Genomic DNA, 19,009 nt, shown 5'->3' on the forward strand with positions numbered 1-19,009 from the left:
GGACAAATATGTGTATAAGTTCGGCTAATTTGTGTACAAGTTGTGAGTATCCCCGTGGATAACCGCCATAAAGTTCGTTATCCACGGGGATAACGAATAGCGAAGGGTCGTTCATGCTGATTTCTCCATAAACCTCATATTCAACCGGAACTTTCGTTATGCTATAATGATGATTATCTTAATGGAATATAAACTGAGGTGAATAACGGTGCTAGACCGATTACAAGCGCTGGCCGACCGATACGACAAGCTGAGCGAATTGCTGTGCGATCCCGATGTATCCAGTGATCCCAAGCGGCTTAGAGAGCTGTCCAAGGAACAGTCGGACTTACAAGAGGCGTATGAGGCCTATACGGAATATAAAGAAGCGTCGCAGCAGCTGGAAGATGCGAAGCTGATGTTGAATGAGAAGCTTGACGACGAGATGCGCGAGATGGTGAAGCTGGAGATCGAAGAGCTCTCGCCGCGGGTGACGGAGTTGGAAGAGCGCATTCGCGTTCTGCTGTTGCCGAAGGACCCTAACGACGATAAGAACGTTATCGTGGAGATTCGCGGCGCTGCGGGCGGCGACGAGGCCGCTCTGTTCGCCTACGATCTGTACCGGATGTATACGAAGTTCGCGGATTCGCAAGGATGGCGCGTAGAGTTGATGGATTTCAGCGAGAATGATCTGGGCGGATTTAAAGAGGTTATCTTCATGATTAACGGCAAGGGTGCGTACAGCAAGATGAAATACGAGAGCGGGGCGCACCGGGTGCAGCGTATTCCGGTGACGGAATCCGGCGGACGCATTCATACATCGACGTCGACGGTAGCTGTGATGCCTGAAGTAGAGGATGTTGAGGTGGAAATTCTGGATAAGGATATCCGTATTGATACATTCTGCTCCAGCGGTGCCGGCGGCCAGTCTGTCAATACGACGAAGTCTGCGGTCCGCGTGCTTCACGTGCCGACGGGCATTATGGCGACGTGTCAGGACGGCAAGTCACAGAACGACAACAAGATGAAGGCGCTGCAGGTGCTTCGGGCGCGCATCTATGATGTCCGTCGCCAGGAGGAAGAGGCGAAGTATGCCGGTGAGCGAAAGAGCAAGGTGGGAACGGGCGATCGCAGCGAGCGAATTAGAACGTACAACTTTCCTCAGAGCCGCGTGACGGATCATCGCATTAACTTGACGCTCCATCGTCTGGATTCCGTTATGAACGGCGACCTGGAAGATATTGTAGGGCAGCTCACGATTGCCGAGCAAGCGGAATTGATGGAACGAGAATCGATGGGCAGCTAACACTGAGTTGAATAAGCAAGCGCCGGATAGCCGTAGAATTTGTCCCTTGCCGGGACATACAGGCATATCCGGTTTTTTGTTGGGATAGCGTTATCGGTGGCAACGATAGTGCAGTTGACGAATGGAGCATTCTGGCGACCTGTAGCGGCAGATGCGCGAGAGGAGAGGATGTTCGATGGATAATAAGTCGAATACGGATATTATATTCAGCGAAGGGCTGACTGTCAGGGAAGCCTGCCGCAAGGCGGCCGCTTGGCTTGCAGCTCAAGCAGTCGAGGAGGCTGACAGCAATGCGGAGCTGTTGCTCATGCATGTGCTGGAGTTGGACCGGGCGGCGTTGCTGCTTGCCTGGAACGATCCCTTCCCCCTGCATAAGGGAGAACAGTGGCAAGCGCTGCTGCGCCGCAAGGCATGCGGGGAGCCGATCCAATATATGATCGGCGAGCAATGGTTCTATGGCCGGCCGTTCACGGTAACACCGGCCGTGCTGATCCCGCGCCCCGAGACGGAGCTGCTCGTCGAGGCGGTGCTCACCGCCGCCGATCGGCTGTGGCCGGCGGCGGAGCGGCCCTCGGAGCCGCATAGCGCCGGCGCCGGAGCGGGCGCCGCAGCAGGGCCGACCGTCGTCGACGTCGGCACCGGCAGCGGCGCCATCGCCGTGACGCTGGCTGCGCAGCGTCACGATTGGCGCGTCAGCGCGTCCGATCTGTCGCCGGACGCGCTGGAGGTCGCCCGCAGGAACGCGGCCCGCCATGGGGTGGCGGACCGGGTGCAGTTCCTGCAGGGCGACCTGCTCGCACCCTATCTGCGAGGGTGCGGAAGTGGCGGGCGCGGCGACGTGTCGATCGACGCGCTAGTGTCCAATCCGCCGTATATACCGGCGGCGGATCTGCCCGGGCTGCAGCGCGAGGTGCGGGAGTTCGAGCCGCATCTCGCGCTGGACGGCGGGGCGGACGGGCTGGACCCGTACCGCCGCATGCTGGAGCAGCTGCGGGAGCTGCCGCAGCTACCCCGGCTTGTCGCCTTCGAGCTGGGCATCGGCCAGCCGTCCGTTGTCACCGACATGATGAGGGAGATGGGGGCGTGGAGTAGCATCGCGATCATCAAGGATTACGCAGGCATCGAGCGCCACATTATTGCGACACAGGAGTAGTGGTCGGCTGTTGATTGTATGTAGGGGTGGGGCTTTTCGCTCAAATGATCACATAGACTCGATAAAGTAGTGGGAATTGAGCGCTATCGCTCATTTTGGTCACATAGCCCCGCCAAGCATGCCTCGTGCCGCCAAAAAGTATGCCCCGTCAAGCCCATCTTGCCTTTCGCTTGACAAATGGGTCGAAAAGAGGCTCGTGCTGTGGCAATTGTACGATAAATCGTACAAAATGGACTAAAAAGAGGCCTGTGATGTGGAATTTGTACGATAAATCGTACAAAATGGACTAGAAAGAGGTCTGTGGTGCGGAATTTGTACGATAAATCATACAAAATGAACTAGAAAGGGCCCTGTGGTGCGAAATTTGTACGATAAATCGTACAAAATGGACTAGAAAGAGGCTCGTGCTGTGGCAATTGTACGATAAATCGTACAAAGTGTAAGCTATAGCGAGCCCCTTCCAGCTTTGCCACTCCCCGTCCCCTGTTCTACCGCTTATTCCGGCATCATGCCGGTGCTGATGGCAATCCGATTCCAACTGTTGATCGTGACAGCCGCCATTATCAGGTTGCCAATCTCCTCCTGATCATAGTGCCGTGCCGCTTCTTCATATACCGCATCCGGCACATGATTATCCGCTATAAGCGTAATGGCTTCTGTCAGCGCCAACGCCGCTCTCTCCTTGTCCGTGAAGAACGGCGTCTCCCGCCATGCATTCAGCGCATAGATGCGCCGCTCGGATTCACCGTAAGCTCTGGCGTCCTTTGTGTGCATATCGATGCAAAACGCACAGCCGTTTATTTGCGACGCCCTGATTTTGATCAGCTCCAATATCGTCTTGTCGATTCCTGATGTCTGCACATAATTTTCCATGTTCAGCATAGCCGTATAACCTTTCGGAACCACTTTGTTCATTTGCATCCTCTGTGTCATGAATATCCACTCCCTAATTTGAGATGTCGCCGCTGGCAGTGACGCCTGAATGTGACTCGATACAGTGTCAATACAACTGGCAGACGCTTCACGGATGAACAGCAAGCCAATTGAAGCTAAGCGTCGGCATCGCCGTTCAGAAGCTGCATTGCGGTTAATCGATGATCGGCAGCAAACGTCCAGAAGCTGCATTGCGGTTAATCGATGATCGGCAGCAAACGTTCAGAAGGTGCTTTGCAGTTGCTCGATGATCGGCAGCAAACGTTCAGAAGCTGCTTTGCAGTTGCTCGATGATCGACAGCAATGTGCCGCGGCTTACATCTCTAAGACAACATAGCATCCGGAATTGTGACATGCTGCAGTTTATCCGGATTTTTAATCATATAGATCGATTCGATCCGCCGACTGTCTGCAGTCAAGTGGAACGACAGCACGGTTACAGCCGCCCCATCTTTCACAATGACCACGCCCGGCGATCCATTGACTAACACGAGCATATGGCCATCAGCCAGGAATCCTCTCGGTACGATGCCGCACATAAGCGCGGCAACGCGCTCCTTGCCCAGAATGGGGAATATAGCGGTGCGCACTTTTCCTCCCCCGTCGCTTTTCACGACGACATCCGAAGCAAGCAGCTCAAGCAGCGCTTCCTTGTTTCCCGTTTCCGAAGCATGCATGAACGCTTTCACAATAGCGTCCGCGTTCGGGGCCCGAAGCACGGGCTCTCGTCTGCACTCCGCCAGCTTGGCTTTCGCTCTGCTGAATATTTTTCGGCAATTCGCCTCCGACTTCCCCGTCGCTTCCGCAATGTCTGGATAGCTGTAGCCCAGCGTCTCCTTCAGCAGGAACACCGCTCGTTCCATTCCGCTCAGCTCCTGCAGCATGATGAGCATCGCATATGTTGTCTCTTCTTGCCGCTCCAGCCGGTGCCCGGGCTCCTGACTGCTTGAATATGCGGTTACAAGCGGCTCCGGCAGCCAGATGCCCGTATACACTTCTCGCTTCTTGCGCGCCGATTTGATGAAGTTGAGGCAGCGGTTCGTCACCATTCTCACCAAGTATGCCTTCTCATGCCGAACATCCTGCTCCTCCAGCCGATCGTATCGGGCGAATACCTCCTGCACCATATCCTCTGCATCATTGTAAGAACCCAGCATTTTATAGGCATGCCGAAGCAATAATGCGTAATACTGTCTATAGATTGGTGAAATGTCCAATTCGTCACCTCTTCCGCAATCTTTGTGAAGCCATTATAGCGGACCTCATCTCAAAAAAGAAAGATTCATAGATTTGGAAGGTTTATAGGCTACTCATGCCGGGCATAATGACGGATAGAGACGTTCCGGGACGCAAGCAGGCACGCCGACGGGCGAGCGAGAGGAGCTTGTGCATATGTCCAGCTATTATTCTAATTCTACTTATTCGGCCCAATCCTATAAATTTCCTTATCGTTCTTCCTACGGATTTATCGTTATTGCCATTATTCTGTTGATGATGAGTTGGGAGTCCCAGAAGATCGACGCCGCCATGACGGCGGGAAGCATTCCCGAAGAGGCTATCCGCCTGCGCATTCTCGCCCATTCCGATTCCCCTGCGGATCAGCTGGTGAAGCGTGTTGTGCGCGATGCGATTGTGAAGCAGATGGGAAGCTACACGGCGCAGCCTGCGACAATTGAGGAAGCGCGAGCAGTCATGCAGGAGCATATGCCGGAGATTGAGGAGACGGTAGCGGAGGTGCTGAGAAGCAGAGGATTCTCCTATTCCTTCTCCGTGCAGCTGAATAACGTGCAATTCCCTACGAAAATGTACGGAAATGAAGTATACCCGGCAGGCGAATACGAAGCGCTGCTCATTACGCTGGGGGAGGGCAACGGTCAGAATTGGTGGTGCGTTCTGTTCCCTCCGCTCTGCTTTGTGGATGCGGCGACTGGGGAAGCGTCAGCTGCTTCTGCTTCGGCGGATGCGTCGGCAGGCACAGTGTCTGCTGGGCAAGACGCTGATAAGCAGTCTGCAGCAGCAGGCGAAGCGCCCGAGGTGAAATTTTTCTTATGGGAAATGATCCAGAAGCTGATCGACTGGATTAAATCGTTATTTTGAAAGACAGGCCTGTGATTATGTTATAATAGCGTTGAATTAACGACTATGGTATGAAGGTTGAATATAAGACATGATGGATACGAAGATATGGCAAGCTAACGGGCATACCCAGTCCTTGCAGGAAGCGGCGGAACTGCTGCGGAACGGGGGGCTGGTCGCATTTCCAACAGAGACGGTGTACGGCTTGGGCGCCAATGCGGCGGATAACGATGCCGTGCAGGGCATCTTCCGCGCGAAGGGTCGCCCTTCCGACAACCCGCTCATTGTGCATATTGCGGATATGGAGCAGTTGGACGGGCTGGTAGAGCCTTATCCGCCTCTGGCAAGACGCCTGATGGAGAAGTATTGGCCGGGACCGCTTACGCTGGTGCTGCCGGTGAAGGCCGGGGCGCTGTCGCCGCTCGTGACGGCAGGCCTTCCGACCGTAGGCGTCCGCATGCCGGATCATGACCTTGCGCTGCAATTGCTGCGGCAAGCCGGTTGCCCCGTGGCGGCGCCAAGCGCCAACCTGTCCGGGCGCCCCAGTCCGACGACGGCCGACCATGTAGCGGACGATCTGACGGGGCGAATAGACGGTATCGTGGACGGAGGAGCTACAGGTGTGGGACTGGAGTCGACGGTCGTGGAGCTGGCGAACGCAGAGACGGTGCGTATTCTGCGACCAGGCGGGGTAACGATGGAGTCGCTCACAGCAGCGCTGCCGAATATTCGAATCATTCGTGAAGGTTTGTTTGAAGCGGATGATCAAGCCCCGCGTTCGCCTGGCATGAAGTATACGCATTATGCGCCGAAGGGCGAGCTGTACCTCGTGCGAGGGCAACCTTCTGCTGTAACAGCCTATATTAACGATGAGCTGATGCAGGCGGAGGCGGTAGGAGTGAAGACAGGCGTACTCGCTTTCCGCGAGAGGACTCATAAGTACGAAGCGGCTGACCTTGTGGAAGATTGCGGCAGCGAGCAGAATGTGGAGGAAGCGGCCCAGCGCTTGTATGGCGCGTTGCGGCGCTTCGACGACGAAGGGATAGAACGGATGTGGGCCGAAGGATGCGTGCCGGACGGCGGCATCGGAGAGGCATTGTTGAATCGGTTAGCGAAGGCGGCGGGACATCGTATCGTGAATACGTAACACATGTTTCCCCCCTTGTCCGCATATGTTGAGTAGAGACCATGTGGACATGGGGGAGATAGTAGGATGGAATATACAGGCGGATTCATTACCCTGTTTATTATTGCCGTCGCGTTGGGCTTCGATGCCTTCTCACTTGGACTTGGCATTGGGCTGAAGGGCATTCGGCTGCTGGATATCGCCAAGCTGGGAGTTGTCATTGGGTTATTCCATGTCATTATGCCTATTGGCGGCATGCTGACGGGACAGCTTGTAAGCGGTCTGCTCGGCGATGTAGCGACCATATCAGCAGGCGTATTGCTCATGCTGTTGGGCGGCCACATGATTTATAGCTCCTTTAAAGGAGAAGAAGTGCAGTCCTTTAATCACAGATCAGGATGGGGACTGCTCATGCTGGCAGCAAGCGTAAGCGTTGACGCCTTTTCGGTTGGTGTGACGTTGGGCATGTTCTGGGCGGATTTTTGGTTGACTGTGCTACTGTTTGGATTTTTCGGCGGACTTATGTCTATGCTGGGCTTGCTGCTGGGACGCAAAGTAAGCGCCAATCTGGGGGAGTACGGAGAAGCGTGCGGCGGAGCCATTCTGCTCGTATTCGGCATTTTGTTCATAACCTAGAGATAACGTCAAGCACAACAGGAAGGAGATGACAGCATGAAGCGAATTTTATTCGTATGTACAGGCAATACATGCCGCTCGCCGATGGCTGAGGCCATCTTGCGGCATAAGGCTCGGGAGAGAGGGATTCCGGTGGAAGTCCGGTCGGCCGGCGTGTCGACGATTGACGGATTGCCGATATCGGCACATTCTCTGGAAGCGCTGCGCCGCCGGGACGTCTCGCATGCCGGCTCGTCTTCGTCCTTAACGCCGGAGGCGATCCGGTGGGCCGATCTGATTCTGACGATGACGTCAGGGCATAAGCGTGAATTGCTGCAGTGGCATCCAGAGTCGGTGGACAAGACCTATACCTTGAAGGAATACGCTATACAGCATGCATCGGTATTGCGAGATATTGCGGAGCTGGAGGGACTCTACACCGATATGCAGATGAAGCAGGCGCTGGGAGACCAGCTGTCGGATGCAGAGCGCGCACGGCTGCTGGAGCTGGAGCGACGCATTCCCAGCTTCGATATCGCCGATCCCTTCGGCGGTCCGTTATCGCTGTATAACAGCTGCTCCGATGAGATCGAAGAAGCGGTGGACAAGCTGCTTGACCGGCTTTAAGCAACTTTAAATCAATGGATTGATTATTTTCATCGTTTGAGCTATGATGAGGGAGACGATAATAGTATCCAATGTAACTGGCGACGAAAGTGGGCATACCACGGTGGAGCATTGGATGATACGGCCGGTCGCCTGGGCAAAGAGCATCATGCATACGTGCATGTACTGCTCTTTTTTTCGTTTTTTCCGAGGTAACAAGGTATACTATCAGCAGAGGGATATGCAGCATGAGCGCGATTGCGGGCACATGCGAGCAATATGATTTTGCGAAAGGGTGTTTACTTTGAAAATTGCAATTGGTGCTGATCACGCAGGATATCGGTTAAAGGATGAAATCGTCCCCCTTATTGAATCTTTTGGTCACGAAATTGTAGATGTCGGCTGTAATTGCGAGCAATCGGTCGATTATCCGGATTATGCGTTGCCTGTATGCGAGATGGTGGCGGAAGGGAAGGCTGATCGCGGCATTCTCATCTGCGGCACTGGCATTGGTATGTCGATCGCGGCGAACAAGTATCCCGGCATTCGCTGCGCGCTTGTGCACGATCACTTCTCCGCCCAAGCGACCCGGGAGCATAATGATACGAATGTGCTTGCTATGGGCGAGCGCATTATCGGTCCAGGCGTTGCAATGGATATTGTGCGCATATGGTTGGAGACGCCGTTCTCTGAAGGCGAGCGTCATATTGGGCGGGTTAACAAAGTGATGCAGCTGGAAAAGAAGTTTTCCATCCATCCCTAGTACGGTGGTCATTCGCAATCTGACGGAAGGAGTCGGCTTATGGGAATAGATGAATCGATGAATCCGGGCTGGTCTGCGGAGGTTGAACGCATACTTCAGGAATTGATAGAAGCGGGCGGGCTGCAAGCCGGACAGCTGCTTGTGGTCGGAGCCAGTACGAGCGAAGTGCTGGGCGAGCGAATCGGAACTGCGGGAGCGCTGCAAGTGGCGGAGAGCATATTCGCTGGCGTGGAAGCGGTCCGAGCCCGTATTCCGTTCGTTCCGGTCTATCAGTGCTGCGAGCACTTGAATAGAGCGCTTGTCATTGAGAGGAATGCTGCGGAATCCTATGGCCTGGAGCCTGTCCATGCCGTTCCCGTGGCGAAGGCGGGCGGCTCCATGGCTGCCTATGCATACAGCCAGTTCACTGCGCCTTGTCTCGTGGAAGCTGTGCGAGCACATGCGGGCATCGATATTGGCGATACGTTCATCGGCATGCACTTGCGCCATGTTGCCGTGCCTGTCAGGCCGACGATTCGCTTCATCGGCGCCGCTCATGTCACGATGGCTTACACAAGGCCGAAGCTGATCGGCGGGGAGAGGGCGCAGTACCGGATGCCCGAACAGCGGCTAACGGAGCGGCAATCTGCGCATCATTGTGAATAACGAACCAGTGAATTAGCGAGCATATGGCGTATGCATGCTGTATGAACTCGCCTCAAATATAAGGAGGAATTGAGAGTGGAGCAACTACGCAAGCAAGATCCCGAAGTACTGAAGGCACTAGGACTGGAGCTGCAGCGTCAGCGCGATAACATCGAGTTGATCGCATCGGAGAATATCGTCAGCGAGGCTGTGCTGGAAGCGGCTGGTTCTGTTCTGACGAATAAGTATGCGGAAGGATACCCTGGCAAGCGCTTCTACGGCGGCTGCGAGCATGTCGATATCGTAGAGGATATCGCCCGCGACCGCGCGAAGGAACTGTTCGGAGCCGAGCATGCTAACGTGCAGCCGCATTCCGGAGCGCAAGCGAACATGGCGGTCTATCTGGCTGCCTTGAAGCCTGGCGATACGGTGCTTGGCATGAACCTGGCGCATGGCGGACACCTGACACATGGCAGCCCGGTTAATGCTTCCGGCTTGCTCTACAACTTCGTAGCCTACGGCGTGCAGGAAGATTCCTTCACGATCGATTATGAGGAAGTGCGCAAGCTGGCGTTCAAGCATCGTCCTCGCATGCTGGTAGCAGGCGCAAGCGCGTACCCGCGCGTAATCGACTTCGAGAAGCTGGCGGCCATCGCGAACGATGTTGGCGCTCTGTTCATGGTAGATATGGCGCATATTGCAGGGCTTGTCGCTGCAGGTCTGCATCCCAATCCGGTTCCGCATGCCCACTTCGTAACTACGACGACGCACAAGACGCTGCGGGGACCTCGCGGCGGCATGATCCTGTGCAGGAAGGCATGGGCGGCGGCGATCGACAAGGCGGTCTTCCCTGGCTCCCAAGGCGGTCCGCTTATGCATGTCATCGCAGCCAAGGCGGTAGCGTTGGGTGAGGCGCTACAGCCTTCTTTCAAGCAATACGCACAGAATGTCGTGAACAATGCCAAGGTGCTGTCCGAAGAGCTCATGGCGAAAGGTATCAACATCGTATCTGGCGGAACGGACAATCACTTGATACTGATCGATACCCGCAATCTGAACATTACGGGCAAAGCCGCCGAGCATGTGCTAGATGAAATTGGCATCACGGTCAACAAAAATGCGATTCCATTCGATCCGACGAGTCCGTTCGTCACAAGCGGCATTCGGATCGGTACGCCAGCTGCGACGACCCGTGGCATGGATGAAGAAGCGATGAAGGTTATCGCAGATATTATCGCCATGGTATTGAAGCAGCCTGAGGATGCTACAGTGAAGGAGCAAGCGCTCAGCAAGGTAAGAGAGTTGACAGCGAAGTTCCCGCTTTATCCCGAGATGAAATACTAATATTACCCTTTTTTGAACCCCCGTCCCGGCTTCGTGCCGGGGCTTTTTTTGTTGCTAGAAATCTTGAAGTACGCAAGGCGATTTGTGCTTATCCGCAAGAAACTTTTTGCTGGAATGGGACATGATAAGACAGTGAACCAAGGGATGGTTATCAAGGTACAGAGTGGGCTGAAAAAGGGGTGAAAGTTCAAAAAAATCGATTCTTTTAGAAATATTTTTAATACCATAATATCACAGTAATGTTAACTATACATTGAGAATTTTCGAAAAACTTCTTCTGAAAAACGCTGCAACGTAGCGTAGCTTTAAAGCAAATTTACTATATAGCAATCAGGTAATAAAGCGTTAAAGTGACTATATGACAACATTGTGAAGTGATTTGAGCTATTTCAAGCCAGCACTGGGTTTGCTGACGCAGTCGGTATTTGGAAATAAAATTGGACCAATATATGATTGACAATAATAAAAATGAAATAGTATATTGTTAAACGTTAATGTAGAATGTGAACCTTGTGTAAAGCTTTTTATTTTCAATAAATTGGATGTTATTTCTTGATGATCTGCTTAATCCCTATTGCTTTTAATACGGTTTCAAACAAAATACACATAGAATTGGGAGTTGAATTTTCATGAAAGGAAGTTTCAAAAAGTCAACGCTGTTCATGCTTGTATTCGTACTTGCGCTCAGCACAGTGCTCGCAGCTTGCGGCAAAGACAAAGAGGAAACGGGCCAAGGCGGAAAAGGTGAAGAGGGTAATGCTGCAGCGGCTGAATTCCGGTTCACGATAGCAAGCGATCCACCGTCGCTAGACCCTGCCCTGATGAAGGATTCTACATCCGGCATCGTAGCGGCCGGCCTGTATGAAGGTCTTACGCGCCTGAATGCGGAGGGCTTCCCTGAACCAGCAGTAGCAAAGGATTGGACAGTGTCGGAAGACGGTCTGACCTACATCTTCAATCTTCGCGACGATGTGAAGTGGAGTAACGGCGACAGCGTTACCGCGCATGACTTCGAGTATGCCTGGAAGCGCGTCATCAATCCGACAACTCCTGCGGATTATGCTTACAAGATGAATTATATTGAGAATGCGGAAGCATACAATGCCGGTGAGATGACAGACGCCGCTCAAGTAGGCATCAAAGCGACAGGCGACTATACGCTGGAAGTGAAGCTGCATTCGCCTACTCCGTACTTCCCGAGCATCGTTGCTTTCTACACGTTCTACCCGGTTCACCAAGCGACAGTGGAAGCGTCTGAAGGCTGGGCTGCGGAGCAAGAGACGATTGTCTCTAATGGACCGTTCAAGCTGAAGCAGTGGGCGCATGAAGACAAGCTGGTACTGGAGAAGAACCCGGATTATTATGCTACAGACAAGATTGGCTTCGACAAGGTCACGCTCACAGTCGTTAACGATGAGAACACGATCTTCAACCTGTACGAGACAGACAAGATTGACTGGATCGGCGCGCAAGCTGGCGCATTGTCCATTGACCGTACGCCTAAGATGATTGAAGAAGGTAAAGCGACTGTTCACAATGTAGGGTCGGTATACTACTACGAGTTCAATCATGCGAAAGCTCCGTTCGACAATGCCAAGATCCGTAAAGCGTTCGCGATGTCGATTGACCGCCAATCGTTAATCGACAACGTCACAAAAGCGAAGCAAACGCCGGCATACGGCATTGTCCCGCCTAACATTGCAGGCGCTGACGACCAGACTTACCGCGCTATGTATGCAGACAGCTTCTTCCAAGAAAATGTAGAGGAAGCCAAGAAGCTTCTGGAAGAAGGAATGAAGGAAAAAGGCATCTCGGAGATGCCAGAAATCACGTTGCTGTACAACACAAGCGAAGGCCATAAGAAAATGGCTGAAGCTGTCGTCGATATGTGGCGCAAAAACCTGGGTGTGGAAGTGAAGCTGGCCAATCAGGAGTGGGGAACATTCCTGGAAGCGAAGAAAGCGGGCCAATTCGATATCGCCCGTTCTGGTTGGGGAGCGGACAACAATCACCCGAACTCCTTCGTAGTCGACTTGCTCCATCCAAAATCGGGCAACAATGACGGCAAGTATATGAATGAAGAGGTTGGCAAGCTGCTTGATGCTTCACTGAAGCTGCCTGACATGAAAGAAAGTCTTGATCTGATCGCACAAGCGGAGAAGATCGCTTTCGAGCAAGACATGGCCGTACTGCCGGTGTACTACTATACAACTGTTACAATGCTTAAGGATGGATTCAAGGGCGTTGGTCCTGACTACTCCGGCACAATTGACTGGGTATTCGGCAGCAAAGAGTAACCTTCAAACGAAAGGGTATATATAGTCATCCTATATATACCCTTTTCAAGATATTAAAGTGTATAAGCGAAGGGTTGCTACCGGAATGCAATACGCTGCTTCATTAAAGATCAAGAGAGTAGGTGAACCTTTGGTCCGCTACATTACAAGCAAATTCATCTTTATGCTGTTGTCCCTATTCCTGCTTGTTACCGCCACGTTCTTCCTTATGAACGCCATTCCGGGCAGTCCCTTGCAGTCAGAGAAGGCAACGAGCGAGGCGGTCCAGAAAAACCTGGAGGCTTATTACGGCCTGGATAAGCCTTTGTTTCAACAATACACGACTTACTTGAACAACCTGCTGCAAGGTGACCTTGGCATATCCATGAAGAAAAAGTTTCAGTCTGTTGACAAAATGATTAAGGATTCATTCGGCTATTCATTAAGACTTGGCTTGTCTGCCATTGTGACATCCGTTGTAGTGGGGAGCTTGCTAGGTATTATTGCGGCGATGCATCACCGCAAATTTTTGGATAACATGGCGATGATTATCGCCGTTATCGGCTTGGCGGTGCCCAGCTTGGTTCTGGCGCCCATATTGCAATATATGTTTGCTGTAAAGTTTCCTGTGTTCGCTGTTGCAGGTCTTGATGATCCGCTTGACTATGTGCTTCCGACCATCACGCTTGCGTCTGGGCCGATTGCGTTTATTGCCAGACTGCTTAGATCGACCATGATTGAAGTGTTGAACGCCGATTTTATTAAAACTGCAAAATCCAAAGGCCTTTCCGGATATTTGATCGTATGGAGACATGCGCTGCGTAATTCCATGCTGCCTGTTGTTACCTATTTGGGATACTTGACGGCAGGTATTATTACAGGATCTGTTGTCATTGAAGAAATATTCGCCATACCTGGTATCGGAAAGTACTTTGTTCAAAGTGTGACAGATAGAGATTATCCTCTCATCATGGGGATTACGATTTTTTACGCCGTTATATTAATGGTGGCCCGGTTCTTGGCGGATGTGGCGTACGTGCTTGTTGATCCGCGTATGCGCAAATCCGGTGGAAAGGGAGGGGAATAAAATCATGTCCGATAAATATCACACAGCCGCTCCTGAAGGACTGACTCCCGAGATGTTCGAAAAGCTTCCGAAATCGGAGAAGATGGATTCCGGTGAAGGACGCAAGAGCTTGACGGCTTGGCAAGATATATGGATGCGTCTCGTTAGCAACAAGCTCGCGATGACGGGATTCTGGATTATTGTGATCATGGCGGTATGTGCAATCGCCATTCCCATCCTATCTCCGAATGACCATAGCACCAACTATTTGGATAATACAAACGCTGCGCCTAGCGCCGCTCATTGGTTCGGAACGGACGATCTGGGCCGCGATATGCTGGAGAGGACGTGGAAGGGCGCGCAAGTCTCCCTGTTCGTAGGCGTTGTAGCCGCACTGATTGATTTGGTTATCGGTATTATATACGGCGGTATTATGGGCTACTTCGGAGGCAAGGTCGATGAAGTGATGAATCGCTTCTCGGAAATTCTCGCTGCCATTCCGTATCTGCTGGTCGTAATTCTCCTTCTCGTTGTCATGGAGCCGAGCATAATGACCATTATCATTGCGATGTCTATAACCGGCTGGATTAATATGGCCTGGATTGTGCGCGGACAGATTATGCAGTTGAAGAATCAAGAGTATGCGCTGGCCTCGAAGTCGCTCGGTGCCGGCGCATTCCGGATCATATTCCGCCATCTTATTCCCAACGCGATGGGACCGATTCTGGTCACATTAACGCTGACGATCCCGAACGCGATCTTTACCGAGGCGTTCCTGAGCTTCCTCGGCCTGGGCGTACAGTCGCCGGTTGCTTCATGGGGTACGATGATTGATGAAGGCGTTAGCGCGATCGATTTGTTCCCTTGGCGTTTGCTGTTCCCCGCGTTTTTCCTGAGCTTGACGATATTTGCATTTAACGTTCTGGGCGATGGCCTGCGGGATGCGTTCGATCCGAAGCTGAAGAAATGAACATTCCGGCGAAAAGGAGGTCATAATGGCCATGAAAACTTTGTTGGAAGTAAACAACTTACATGTATCCTTCGATATCTATGCCGGTGAAGTGCAGGCTATACGCGGCGTGAGCTTCGATGTAAAGCAAGGCGAAGCGATTGCAATCGTCGGCGAATCCGGGTCTGGTAAAAGTGTAACGGCACAATCCATTATGCGATTGAATCCTTCTCCGCCAAGCCGGATCAAGGAAGGTTCCATTATATTCGATGGGATGGATCTGCTCACGCTGTCAGAGAAGGAGATGCAGAAGATCCGTGGCAACAAGATCGGCATGATCTTCCAGGACCCCATGACGTCGCTTAATCCCACGATGACCGTAGGCGCGCAGATTATGGAAGGATTGACCAAGCACCAGAAGCTGAGCAAAGGGAAAGCGGCAACCCGTGCGGTTGAGATGCTGGATCTGGTCGGCATACCGAATCCGGCGGCGCGTCTGGATGCTTATCCGCATCAATTCTCGGGAGGCATGCGCCAGCGGGTGATGATTGCGATCGCGCTGGCATGCAATCCGTCTCTGCTAATAGCGGATGAACCGACGACGGCACTGGACGTTACGATTCAGGCGCAGATCATGGAAGTGATGAAGGATCTGCAGAAGAAGATGGGAACGTCGATTATTCTTATTACCCATGACCTGGGTGTCGTTGCTGATGTGTGCGACCGCGTCATTGTCATGTATGCCGGCAAAGTGGTCGAGACGGGTACGAAGTGGGAGATATTCCATCATCCTCAGCATCCTTATACGCGCGGCTTGCTTCGCTCGTTGCCGCGGCTGGACCAGAAGAAGGATGAACCGCTTATTCCCATCAACGGCATGCCGCCGGACTTGATTAAGCCGCCTTCGGGCTGCAGCTTCTGCGCCCGTTGCGATGAAGCGATGAGAGTGTGCGTCGATCATGATCCCGCTCTGGAGCCGCTCAAGGGCAGCGATACACATTCAGCCGCTTGTTGGATGCTGCACCCGTATGCGAAGCGGGAGGTGCCCGTATGAGCTCCCCACTAGTGGAAGTGAAGGATCTGCGCAAGTTTTTCAACTTGGGCAGCAATAAAGTGTTGCAGGCAGTTAACGATATCAGCTTTTCCATCGGACGCGGAGAGACGGTTGGCGTCGTCGGCGAGTCCGGATGCGGGAAGTCCACGGCCGGTAGGACGATTCTGCGTCTGTATGAGCCGACCAGCGGCAGCGTGACGTTCGACGGGAAGGATATCTATAAGCTGCGCGGTTCCAGCCTGAAGGATCTGCGCCGCAATATGCAGATGATCTTCCAGGACCCGTACGCATCGCTGAATCCTCGTCTTACTGTGACGGATATTATCGGCGAGGCGCTGGACATTCATAATCTGGCGGGCAGCAAGGCCGAGCGCAAGCGCAAGGTGGAAGGTCTGCTGGACCTCGTCGGCCTGAATCCGGATCACGCCATCCGTTATCCACACGAGTTCTCTGGCGGTCAGCGGCAGCGTATCGGAATTGCCAGAGCGCTGGCGGTCGATCCGAAGTTCATTATTGCCGATGAGCCGATCTCTGCGCTGGATGTGTCCATTCAAGCGCAGGTCGTTAATCTTATGAAGGATTTGCAGAGGAGCATGGGCTTGACGTATCTCTTCATCGCCCATGACCTGTCCATGGTCAAGCACATCAGTGACAGAGTAGCAGTCATGTACTTGGGCAAGATTGTTGAATTGGCGGATAGCGACAAGCTTTACGACGATCCGCGACATCCCTATACGCGCGCATTGCTGTCGGCTATTCCGATACCGGATCCCGAGGTGGAAGCGAAGCGGGAGCGGATCGTGCTGCAAGGCGATCTGCCAAGTCCGATTAATCCGCCCAAGGGCTGTCAGTTCCATACTCGCTGTCCTATGGCGACGGAGAAGTGCAAGACAGATGAGCCGAAGCTGCTTGAAGTGAAGAAGGGGCATTTCGCCTCTTGCCATTACGCTTGATTAAGATGCGATTGGCGAAGGCCAGATCGCTCATATAGGTTGGAATAAGCCGGGATGCATGCTTGCAAGCAGCTTCCCGGCTTATCTTGTTTGTATACACTTGTAATGGGAATAATAGAGATGCATCAGATTATTGACAGTGCTATAATAAATGGGATTGTGTCCATCTAAGGGGTGGACGATGTTGATAACGTTATTTTGGGAGGAATTACGCTCCATGAGCAAATTGGTTATATGTGATCATCCCCTGATCCAGCACAAGCTGACGTTCATTCGGGATAAAGAGACAAATACGAAGGATTTCCGAGAGCTTGTTGATGAAGTGGCGACGCTCATGGCCTATGAGATTACGCGTCACATTCCGCTGGATACGATTAAGGTGGAGACGCCTGTCGCAATCGCCGATGCCAAGATCGTATCGGGCAGAATGCTGGGACTCGTACCGATCCTCAGAGCAGGTCTTGGCATGGTGGACGGCATATTGAAGCTGATTCCGTCCGCTAAGGTAGGGCACATCGGACTTGCACGGGATCATGAGACTCTGAAGCCTATGGAATATTATATTAATCTGCCTACCGATGCGAAGGAGAGGCTTCTCATCGTCATCGATCCCATGCTAGCGACAGGAGGCTCTGCGATTGCGGCAATTAACTCTCTCAAGCAGAGAGGGTGCGATCACATCAAGCTGATGTGTCTTATCGCTGCGCCGGAAGGCGTGAAAGCCGTTCAGGACGCACATCCGGACATCGATATCTATATTGCTGCCCTGGATGAACGTCTTGACGAGAGAGGCTATATTATCCCGGGTCTTGGCGATGCGGGAGATCGCATGTTCGGCACCAACTGACAGAGCAATCCGAATTATAGAAGTGGGAGTGGGAGATTCGTGTCTAAGTTGAAGGTAATGACGATATTTGGCACCAGGCCGGAAGCGATCAAGATGGCGCCGCTTGTGCTGGAGCTGCAGAAGCGTGAAGAAGATATCCAATCGATCGTATGCGTAACAGCTCAACATCGACAAATGCTGGATCAGGTTCTGGAATTTTTCGAAATCCAGCCGGATTACGATCTGGATGTCATGAAGCAACGTCAGACGCTCACGGAGACAACCGTTAAGGTGCTGCAAGGTCTGGAGCCGATCCTGGAGGAGGCGAGGCCGGATATCGTTCTTGTGCACGGCGATACGCAGACGACGTTCCTGGCGAGCTATGCGGCGTTCCTGAAGGGGATCAAGGTCGGTCATGTAGAGGCGGGACTGCGCACATGGAACAAGATGTCGCCTTATCCGGAGGAGATGAATCGCCAGCTGGCCGGTGTGCTTTCAGATATTCATTTCGCGCCTACGGGCTGGTCGGCGGGCAATCTGCGCAAGGAGAACAAGTCCGAAGAGACTATCTATGTGACGGGCAATACCGCCACGGATGTATTTCAGTATACAGTGGATGAGTCTTTCACTCACCCTGTGCTTGATTGGGCGCGTGGCAAGCGGATGATTCTGATGACCGCTCACCGTCGCGAATCGCTAGGCGAGCCGCACCGTAACATCTTTCAAGCGGTGAAGCGGATTGCGGATGAACATGAAGACGTCGCGATTGTCTATGCCGTCCACCTTAATCCTGCTGTGCGCGAACCGGCTGAAGAGATACTGGGCAATCATCCTCGGATCTCGCTGATCGAGCCGCCTGATGTATTTCAGTTCCATAATTTCTATCCGCACGCCTATATGATCTTGACCGATTCCGGCGGTTTGCAGGAGGAAGCGCCCTCCTTCGGCGTCCCTACCCTGGTATTACGGGATACGACGGAACGACCGGAGGGCATCGAGGCTGGCACGCTGGAGTTGGTCGGGACGGATGAGGCACGCGTATATGAGCGTACGAAGGCACTGCTAACCGACACGTCGCTATACTGTCGGATGAGCCAGGCTGCGAATCCTTATGGCGACGGACGGGCATCAGAGCGCATAGTCGACGCCATTCTGCATCATTTTGGAAGAACGGGGACAAGACCTGATTCGTTCACAGAACGTTCATAGTTGCCATCAGATTGGGGCGCAAGCTGCAGAATGTACAGTGTACAGTGCTACTGTATGGTTTCGCGGGTCTGGGAATCCTTGTGGAACAAGGATTTATGGGATGTTATACTAGCAATTTGCTATCGGATTTCAATTGACAAACCTTGCGCCG

At 52.8% G+C, this 19,009-nt stretch carries 18 protein-coding genes and 1 riboswitch; of the genes, 16 read left to right on the forward strand and 2 right to left on the reverse strand.

All coding sequences use genetic code 11. The features are described 5' to 3' along the window. Positions 1–208 precede the first annotated feature (208 nt). Positions 209–1,285, forward strand: coding sequence for a peptide chain release factor 1 (gene prfA / locus ACFQ2I_RS00305; RefSeq protein WP_377561436.1), 1,077 nt, complete (start codon positions 209–211; stop codon positions 1,283–1,285). A 175-nt stretch (positions 1,286–1,460) separates the two neighbouring features. Beyond that, on the forward strand, positions 1,461–2,438 hold the full coding sequence (prmC, locus tag ACFQ2I_RS00310; protein ID WP_377561438.1) for a peptide chain release factor N(5)-glutamine methyltransferase: 978 nt from the start codon (positions 1,461–1,463) through the stop codon (positions 2,436–2,438). Between the two features lie 495 nt (positions 2,439–2,933). Here the strand turns inward: prmC and ACFQ2I_RS00315 are convergent, their stop codons facing one another. Together ACFQ2I_RS00315 and sigJ are read right to left on the reverse strand one after the other, a co-directional pair. Then, positions 2,934–3,371, reverse strand: coding sequence for a carboxymuconolactone decarboxylase family protein (locus ACFQ2I_RS00315; protein WP_377561439.1), 438 nt, complete (start codon positions 3,369–3,371; stop codon positions 2,934–2,936). A gap of 323 nt (positions 3,372–3,694) precedes the next feature. After that, positions 3,695–4,588 carry an RNA polymerase sigma factor SigJ gene (gene sigJ, locus ACFQ2I_RS00320; protein WP_377561440.1) on the reverse strand — a complete coding sequence of 298 codons (894 nt, stop codon included), beginning with the start codon at positions 4,586–4,588 and terminating at the stop codon, positions 3,695–3,697. A gap of 175 nt (positions 4,589–4,763) precedes the next feature. Here sigJ and spoIIR point away from each other — a divergent pair, with 175 nt between their 5' ends. The 14 genes from spoIIR (at position 4,764) to wecB (ending at position 18,858) form a co-directional block, all read left to right on the forward strand. Next, positions 4,764–5,468 (forward strand): stage II sporulation protein R, encoded by a 705-nt coding sequence (gene spoIIR, locus ACFQ2I_RS00325; RefSeq protein WP_377561441.1) that lies wholly within the window; start codon positions 4,764–4,766, stop codon positions 5,466–5,468. Positions 5,469–5,538: 70 nt separating this feature from the next. Then, positions 5,539–6,594 carry an L-threonylcarbamoyladenylate synthase gene (locus ACFQ2I_RS00330; RefSeq protein ID WP_377561443.1) on the forward strand — a complete coding sequence of 352 codons (1,056 nt, stop codon included), beginning with the start codon at positions 5,539–5,541 and terminating at the stop codon, positions 6,592–6,594. 66 nt (positions 6,595–6,660) lie between these two features. Next, the gene (locus ACFQ2I_RS00335; RefSeq protein WP_377561444.1) at positions 6,661–7,209 is read left to right on the forward strand and encodes a manganese efflux pump MntP; all 549 of its coding nucleotides are present in this window, start codon (positions 6,661–6,663) and stop codon (positions 7,207–7,209) included. A gap of 36 nt (positions 7,210–7,245) precedes the next feature. Next, positions 7,246–7,815, forward strand: a complete 570-nt coding sequence (locus tag ACFQ2I_RS00340; protein WP_377561445.1) for a low molecular weight protein arginine phosphatase — start codon at positions 7,246–7,248, stop codon at positions 7,813–7,815. A 63-nt stretch (positions 7,816–7,878) separates the two neighbouring features. Then, positions 7,879–7,960: riboswitch (ZMP/ZTP riboswitch) on the forward strand. Between the two features lie 138 nt (positions 7,961–8,098). Continuing rightward, positions 8,099–8,557 carry a ribose 5-phosphate isomerase B gene (gene rpiB / locus ACFQ2I_RS00345; protein WP_377561446.1) on the forward strand — a complete coding sequence of 153 codons (459 nt, stop codon included), beginning with the start codon at positions 8,099–8,101 and terminating at the stop codon, positions 8,555–8,557. A gap of 39 nt (positions 8,558–8,596) precedes the next feature. Continuing rightward, a complete protein-coding gene (locus tag ACFQ2I_RS00350) occupies positions 8,597–9,202 on the forward strand; it encodes a TIGR01440 family protein (RefSeq protein ID WP_377561447.1) in 606 nt (201 codons plus the stop codon). A 75-nt stretch (positions 9,203–9,277) separates the two neighbouring features. Then, on the forward strand, positions 9,278–10,525 hold the full coding sequence (locus ACFQ2I_RS00355; RefSeq protein ID WP_377561448.1) for a serine hydroxymethyltransferase: 1,248 nt from the start codon (positions 9,278–9,280) through the stop codon (positions 10,523–10,525). Between the two features lie 629 nt (positions 10,526–11,154). After that, entirely contained in the window at positions 11,155–12,822 is a 1,668-nt protein-coding gene (locus tag ACFQ2I_RS00360) for a peptide ABC transporter substrate-binding protein (RefSeq protein WP_377561449.1), read from the forward strand. A gap of 130 nt (positions 12,823–12,952) precedes the next feature. Next, positions 12,953–13,888: an ABC transporter permease gene (locus ACFQ2I_RS00365; RefSeq protein ID WP_377561450.1), complete on the forward strand. Its 936-nt coding sequence runs from the start codon at positions 12,953–12,955 to the stop codon at positions 13,886–13,888. 4 nt (positions 13,889–13,892) lie between these two features. Continuing rightward, entirely contained in the window at positions 13,893–14,837 is a 945-nt protein-coding gene (locus ACFQ2I_RS00370; RefSeq protein ID WP_377561451.1) for an ABC transporter permease, read from the forward strand. A gap of 31 nt (positions 14,838–14,868) precedes the next feature. After that, complete coding sequence (locus ACFQ2I_RS00375) at positions 14,869–15,870, forward strand: ABC transporter ATP-binding protein (RefSeq protein WP_377561452.1); 1,002 nt, start codon at positions 14,869–14,871, stop codon at positions 15,868–15,870. After that, entirely contained in the window at positions 15,867–16,823 is a 957-nt protein-coding gene (locus tag ACFQ2I_RS00380; protein ID WP_377561454.1) for an ABC transporter ATP-binding protein, read from the forward strand. Before ACFQ2I_RS00375 ends, ACFQ2I_RS00380 begins: the two co-directional genes overlap by 4 nt. A 217-nt stretch (positions 16,824–17,040) precedes the next feature. Beyond that, positions 17,041–17,670 carry a uracil phosphoribosyltransferase gene (upp, locus tag ACFQ2I_RS00385; RefSeq protein WP_377561455.1) on the forward strand — a complete coding sequence of 210 codons (630 nt, stop codon included), beginning with the start codon at positions 17,041–17,043 and terminating at the stop codon, positions 17,668–17,670. Positions 17,671–17,709: 39 nt separating this feature from the next. After that, positions 17,710–18,858 (forward strand): non-hydrolyzing UDP-N-acetylglucosamine 2-epimerase, encoded by a 1,149-nt coding sequence (wecB, locus tag ACFQ2I_RS00390; RefSeq protein ID WP_377561456.1) that lies wholly within the window; start codon positions 17,710–17,712, stop codon positions 18,856–18,858. Positions 18,859–19,009 lie beyond the last annotated feature (151 nt).

Source organism: Paenibacillus chungangensis (assembly GCF_042675905.1).
In the GTDB taxonomy this organism is placed as follows: domain Bacteria; phylum Bacillota; class Bacilli; order Paenibacillales; family Paenibacillaceae; genus Pristimantibacillus; species Pristimantibacillus chungangensis.

Bases quoted from the DNA above. Each gene is read 5' to 3' on its own strand.
- ACFQ2I_RS00315 (WP_377561439.1), bottom strand. From the start codon at position 3,371: ATGACACAGAGGATGCAAATGAACAAAGTGGTTCCGAAAGGTTATACG.
- spoIIR (WP_377561441.1), top strand. From the start codon at position 4,764: ATGTCCAGCTATTATTCTAATTCTACTTATTCGGCCCAATCCTATAAA.
- ACFQ2I_RS00330 (WP_377561443.1), top strand. From the start codon at position 5,539: ATGATGGATACGAAGATATGGCAAGCTAACGGGCATACCCAGTCCTTG.
- ACFQ2I_RS00350 (WP_377561447.1), top strand. From the start codon at position 8,597: ATGGGAATAGATGAATCGATGAATCCGGGCTGGTCTGCGGAGGTTGAA.
- upp (WP_377561455.1), top strand. From the start codon at position 17,041: ATGAGCAAATTGGTTATATGTGATCATCCCCTGATCCAGCACAAGCTG.
- ACFQ2I_RS00340 (WP_377561445.1), top strand. From the start codon at position 7,246: ATGAAGCGAATTTTATTCGTATGTACAGGCAATACATGCCGCTCGCCG.
- ACFQ2I_RS00375 (WP_377561452.1), top strand. From the start codon at position 14,869: ATGAAAACTTTGTTGGAAGTAAACAACTTACATGTATCCTTCGATATC.
- prmC (WP_377561438.1), top strand. From the start codon at position 1,461: ATGGATAATAAGTCGAATACGGATATTATATTCAGCGAAGGGCTGACT.
- ACFQ2I_RS00370 (WP_377561451.1), top strand. From the start codon at position 13,893: ATGTCCGATAAATATCACACAGCCGCTCCTGAAGGACTGACTCCCGAG.
- ACFQ2I_RS00360 (WP_377561449.1), top strand. From the start codon at position 11,155: ATGAAAGGAAGTTTCAAAAAGTCAACGCTGTTCATGCTTGTATTCGTA.
- ACFQ2I_RS00380 (WP_377561454.1), top strand. From the start codon at position 15,867: ATGAGCTCCCCACTAGTGGAAGTGAAGGATCTGCGCAAGTTTTTCAAC.
- ACFQ2I_RS00335 (WP_377561444.1), top strand. From the start codon at position 6,661: ATGGAATATACAGGCGGATTCATTACCCTGTTTATTATTGCCGTCGCG.